At 58.6% G+C, this 1,262-nt stretch carries 2 protein-coding genes; one reads left to right on the top strand and one right to left on the bottom strand.

Annotated features, from left to right (window positions below; genetic code table 11):
- On the bottom strand, window positions 1-566 hold a 566-nt coding region (locus tag C487_RS12750; RefSeq protein WP_006186196.1), incomplete at its 3' end, for a substrate-binding domain-containing protein.
- A gap of 533 nt (window positions 567-1,099) precedes the next feature.
- Between C487_RS12750 and C487_RS19655 the strand changes: the two genes are divergently transcribed.
- On the top strand, window positions 1,100-1,262 hold a 163-nt coding region (locus tag C487_RS19655; RefSeq protein WP_006186195.1), incomplete at its 3' end, for an AbrB/MazE/SpoVT family DNA-binding domain-containing protein.

Below are 1,262 nucleotides of genomic sequence, written 5' to 3'. Positions count from 1 at the left end.
GTGAACCAGTCGTAGGTCCCTGAGGTCGTGTCGGGGCCGTAGAGCTCGAGCTCTTCGTCGGGCCAGTCGGAATTAACGTCGGACCACATGGTAGCGCTGTCGTCGCCCCAAATCTGGGCCAGTTCGTCGAAGGTCATGCTATCGACCCAGTCGTTCTCGGGACTGACCGCGACCGTGAGGGCGTCGCCCGCGATGTGCATCTCGATCGGCGAGACATCGTTTTCGGCGCAGTGATTCGTCTCCTCCTGCTTGATCGGCCGCGATGCGCCGTTGATGTCGGCGTTCCCGGGGCAGAAGTGATTCTCGAAGCCACCGCCGCTCCCGGTCGGGTCGACCGTGACGTTGACCTTCGGATGGTCGTTCATGAATCGCTGGGCCATCTCGTCCGAGATGGGGAAGACGGTACTCGATCCCTTGACGATGACCTCTCCGGAGAGCTCATCCCCGTCACCGTTCCCATCGCTCGTCTCGCTGCAGCCTGCGATGGCTGCGACACTGGCGGCACCCGTCCCGGCGATGAACTTCCGTCGCGATACTGCGTCGCGTCCGAACTGGTTGTCTGCCATCACGTGATTGATTCGATGGGGTATAAAAAAGGGATGCTATGAGCCATATATATCGATCAGTGTCCACATATGTCTATATAGCACAATCGATGCGGCGGCGATGGCAACTGGAATCGGTGCCGTCGGCCGGAGAACATTCGAAGGTGGCTCGACGGACTCGAGCAGCACCGTTCCCTCGAAACGACCGTCTGGACATCGAGTGTGGGCAGTATCGTTCGAATTACCAGCACCGAACCACTCCGCTAGCCGGTCGAGACGAGACGGGAGTCGTCAGAGTTCGGCGATTGCGTTCCGACTGCGGACCGTCCGATATGCCGGCCGACAGTACCGGGACGTATCGGGTCGTAGTCGAAAATCGAGCCCCTCCTCCAGCTACGAATGTCTATATACCACACAACCAATTACAGTATTCCTATGCATTACTCCCACCTGAAATCGGTCAGAAACGAGTCAGTAGGTGGCGTATACGCATCTACAGAGGCTGCTCTATAGTTCCACCTGTATTTATATTCGACCGGTCGAAACACCGCCACATGGAGACGCGCAAGGTCCAGGTGACGGGCGGATCGACATACACCGTCTCGCTCCCCAAAACGTGGGCGACCGACAATGACGTCAGCGCCGGAACGACCGTCGAGTTCTATCCCGAGGACGACGCGCTCTTGTTGACGCCCAAGAACGAAACGGACCGGCAGG

It is taken from the genome of Natrinema pallidum DSM 3751 (genome assembly GCF_000337615.1).
Lineage (GTDB): Archaea > Halobacteriota > Halobacteria > Halobacteriales > Natrialbaceae > Natrinema > Natrinema pallidum.
The sequence above is the reverse complement of the archived record's forward strand: the minus strand, read 5'-3'. Positions and strand labels throughout refer to the sequence as shown.